The 3324-nt window shown below is 69.4% G+C and carries 5 protein-coding genes; 3 read left to right on the plus strand and 2 right to left on the minus strand.

From position 1 onward, the window contains the following. Positions 1–365 (plus strand): RluA family pseudouridine synthase (locus HUU95_RS11685; protein WP_254602768.1); only part of this gene is annotated, 365 nt, incomplete at its 5' end. Between the two features lie 60 nt (positions 366–425). Continuing rightward, on the plus strand, positions 426–1331 hold the full coding sequence (gene rpoH / locus HUU95_RS11690; RefSeq protein WP_174280271.1) for an RNA polymerase sigma factor RpoH: 906 nt from the start codon (positions 426–428) through the stop codon (positions 1329–1331). 10 nt (positions 1332–1341) lie between these two features. Here rpoH and HUU95_RS11695 read toward each other — a convergent pair whose 3' ends face one another. Then, a complete protein-coding gene (locus HUU95_RS11695) occupies positions 1342–1830 on the minus strand; it encodes a hypothetical protein (RefSeq protein WP_174280268.1) in 489 nt (162 codons plus the stop codon). Positions 1831–1912: 82 nt separating this feature from the next. Continuing rightward, positions 1913–2554 (minus strand): hypothetical protein, encoded by a 642-nt coding sequence (locus tag HUU95_RS11700; protein WP_174280269.1) that lies wholly within the window; start codon positions 2552–2554, stop codon positions 1913–1915. An 89-nt stretch (positions 2555–2643) separates the two neighbouring features. On the opposite strand from HUU95_RS11700, the gene HUU95_RS11705 reads away from it, so the two are divergent. Further along, on the plus strand, positions 2644–3324 hold a 681-nt coding region (locus HUU95_RS11705), incomplete at its 3' end, for a flavin monoamine oxidase family protein (protein WP_174280270.1).

The raw sequence follows: 3324 nt of genomic DNA on the forward strand, positions 1-3324 counted from the left end.
CGCTCGCGCGCTCGCCCGCCAACCGCAAGAAGATCGCGGTGGTCGCGGGCGGGAAGCGCGCGGTGACGCATTACCGGACGCTGACCCCGCTCGACGGCGCGGCGCTGATCGAGTGCCGGCTGGAGACGGGGCGGACGCATCAGGTGCGCGTCCACCTCCAGTCGCTGGGCCATCCGCTGCTCGGCGATCCGGCCTATGGCCGCGTGGGCGCGCATCGGGCGCTGCTGGAGCGGCTCGGCTTCGCCCGGCAAGCGCTGCACGCGGCGCGGTTGGGGTTTGTTCATCCGGTCGCGGGTAAACCCATGTGGTGGGAGAGCGCGGTGCCGCCGGACATGCAGGAACTGTTGACGGCGCTGCACGGTTGAGGTTTGAGCAGGGCGGTCTTGCTGCGGTGCGGCGAGGCGGCGCGCTCCGGAAGGGAGTATCTGATGGCCAAGAGCAACGTTCCGGCGACGATCCCGGCGCTCGGCAGCGAAGCCGGGCTGAACCGCTATCTGGCGGAGATCCGCAAGTTTCCGCTGCTCCAGCCCGAGCAGGAATATATGCTCGCCAAGCGGTTTCAGGAACATGGCGATCCGGAGGCCGCCGCGCAGCTCGTCACCAGCCACCTGCGGCTCGTCGCCAAGATCGCGATGGGCTATCGCGGCTATGGCCTGCCGACGTCCGAGCTGATCAGCGAGGGCAATATCGGCCTGATGCAGGGCGTGAAGAAGTTCGAGCCCGATCGCGGCTTCCGCCTCGCCACCTATGCGATGTGGTGGATCAGGGCGTCGATCCAGGAATATATCCTGCGATCGTGGAGCCTGGTGAAGATGGGCACCACGGCGGCGCAGAAGAAGCTGTTCTTCAACCTGCGCCGCATGAAGTCCAAGCTCGACGCGTTCGAGGACGGCGACCTTTCCCCCGAGAACGTCGCCAAGATCGCCACCGACCTGGGCGTGACCGAGGGCGATGTCGTCTCGATGAACCGGCGCATGGCGATGGGCGGCGATACGTCGCTCAACGTCCAGGTCGGCGAGGAGGGCGACGCGCAATGGCAGGACTGGCTGCAGGACGACGGCCCTCTGCAGGACCAGCTCGTCGCCGAGACGCAGGAGGCGGAGGTCCGCCACACGCTGCTGGTCGACGCAATGGACGCGCTCAACGACCGCGAGAAGCACATCCTCACCGAGCGGCGGCTGACCGACGATCCCAAGACGCTGGAGGAGCTGAGCCAGGTCTATGGCGTGTCGCGCGAGCGGGTGCGCCAGATCGAGGTGCGGGCGTTCGAGAAACTGCAGAAGAGCATGATGCGGCTGGCGGGAGAGAAGCGGCTGCTCGCGGCGGCGTGAGGCGACGCGGCTAGCGGGGTACGGCGGCTTTGTTACGCGCTGCGGCGGCGTTGACGGCAGGCGTCGACGGGCTCAGGCCACCGATCATGCCGGTGATCCGATGCCCCGTCGATTTCCCGAACACGACGGCGGGGGGCGATGCGGCGGCTGCGAGCGTCGGGTTGACGGGGACCATCAGACCCGATGTGGATTGGCTGCCGGCGTTGTTGGCGGCGATCACCGTTGGCGATTGCACGCCATCGAGGCAGGCACTGATCTGCTGCGTGAGCTGCACCGCCAGGGCGCCGGTCGCTTTCATGCGGAGCGCTTGCAGCAGCGCGAGCCCCTGATGCTGCTTGGCTGGAAGCCGGCAGGCGGAGATGGCGAGCAGGTCGATCGTCGCGACGTTCCCGCCCGACGCATAAGGCAGCAGAATGTTGTAGGCGGTCGCGTAGAGCCCGTGCTTGTACGCCGCCAGCGCCCGCTGATAAGGAGTGTCCGCTTGGGCGGCCTGCGCCATCAGCACCGACGCCAGTGCCCCGATTGTTGGCCATGTCCTACCCCAACGCATCGGCCTTTTCCTTCTCCGAAAGCGCACCGGGTTACGACGCGGCCGTCATGTTGGCCAGCACGGCGTCCACCGTGCTCGACTTGCCCATCGCCGCGTTCAGCGCGTCGCTGTCGAGCGGCGCGGGCGGCGGCGCGTCGGGCACTACGCCGTGGAAGTAGACCGGGGCGTCGTGCACGTTCACCGTTACCTCAACCCACAGCGACATGCCGATCAGCACCGTGCCCAGCGTGGCCAGCACGATCCCGGGCGACGCGCTCTTGATTGCCAGCGCATAGCCCGCGCCGCCGCCGCTCAGCTCGTTGCCGGCGTCGTTGAGCTTGCCCAGCACGAAGGCGGAGCCGACCATCGTCATGATCATGCCCGTCAGGAAACCCATAAAGCGCGCCCATAACCGCGTCGTGATCGCCTGCCCGTTCTGCTCATACCGGCGGCGGATCACGTCCACCTCCAGCGCATACTCCGCGCGCCGCTGCGCCAGCATCGCCCGATCCGCGAAGGTCGCGGGCCGCAGCATCGCGTCGTCCCACATCGCGCCGGAGGGGGGCGGCGTCGGCGCCGTCATCCATTGCGCGATCCGGCCATATTGCACGATCGTCGCCGTACTGAACAGGAGAGCCGCGCCGACCAGCATGGCGACCATCACCGGCAGCAGTCTGGATTGCCACGCGTCCACGGCCTATCCCCCTTCCCGATCATGCAACCGGCGCGACATCGACGCAAGGGCGACAGCCGCGCGGCGAGGCGAGCGGGCGCGGCCGTAGCATGACCGGCCTCACCGTCGTCATCGGCGCCGGCGCTGCCGGGATCGCCGCCGCGCGGCGCCTGCGCGATGCCGGCCGCCCGGTCCTCCTCCTCGAAGCGTCCGACCGGCTCGGCGGCCGCGCGCGCACGATCAATCTCGGCGGCTATCCGATCGACCTCGGCTGCGGCTGGCTCCATTCCGCTGCGCGCAATCCATGGACCGGGATCGCCGAGGCCAGCGGGTTCACCGTCGACCGCTCCTCGCCCAAGTGGCGCGAGCAATGGCGCGACCTCGGCTTCCCGCCCGCCGAGCAGGAGAAGTTCTCCGCAGCGTGGGAGCGCTGGGAGGACCGCGCGCACGCCGGACTCGCCGGCCCCGACCGGCCGCTCGCCGCCTTCATCGCCGCCGACGATCCCTGGCGCCCGCTGATCGATGCGATCTCCAGCTACGCCAACGGCGCCAACCTCGCGGTCGTCTCGCTCCAAGACTGGGCGGCGTACGAGGAAGCCGCGAGCGAGGAGAACTGGGCGGTGGTCGAGGGGTACGGGACGCTGGTGGCGCACCAGGCCGCCGGGGTGCCGCTGCGCCTGTCGACGCCCGTCACGCGGATCGACCATCGCGGCCCGACGCTCCGGCTCGACACGCCGGCGGGCACGATCGAGGCGGCGCGCGCGATCGTGGCGGTGCCGACGCCGGTGCTG

The sequence above is a fragment of the Sphingomonas bacterium genome, assembly GCF_903643065.1.
In the GTDB taxonomy this organism is placed as follows: Bacteria; Pseudomonadota; Alphaproteobacteria; order Sphingomonadales; family Sphingomonadaceae; genus Sphingomonas.

Coding starts and splice junctions, on each gene's coding strand:
- HUU95_RS11695 (WP_174280268.1), bottom strand. CDS start 1,830: ATGGCGCAGGCCGCCCAAGCGGACACTCCTTATCAGCGGGCGCTGGCG.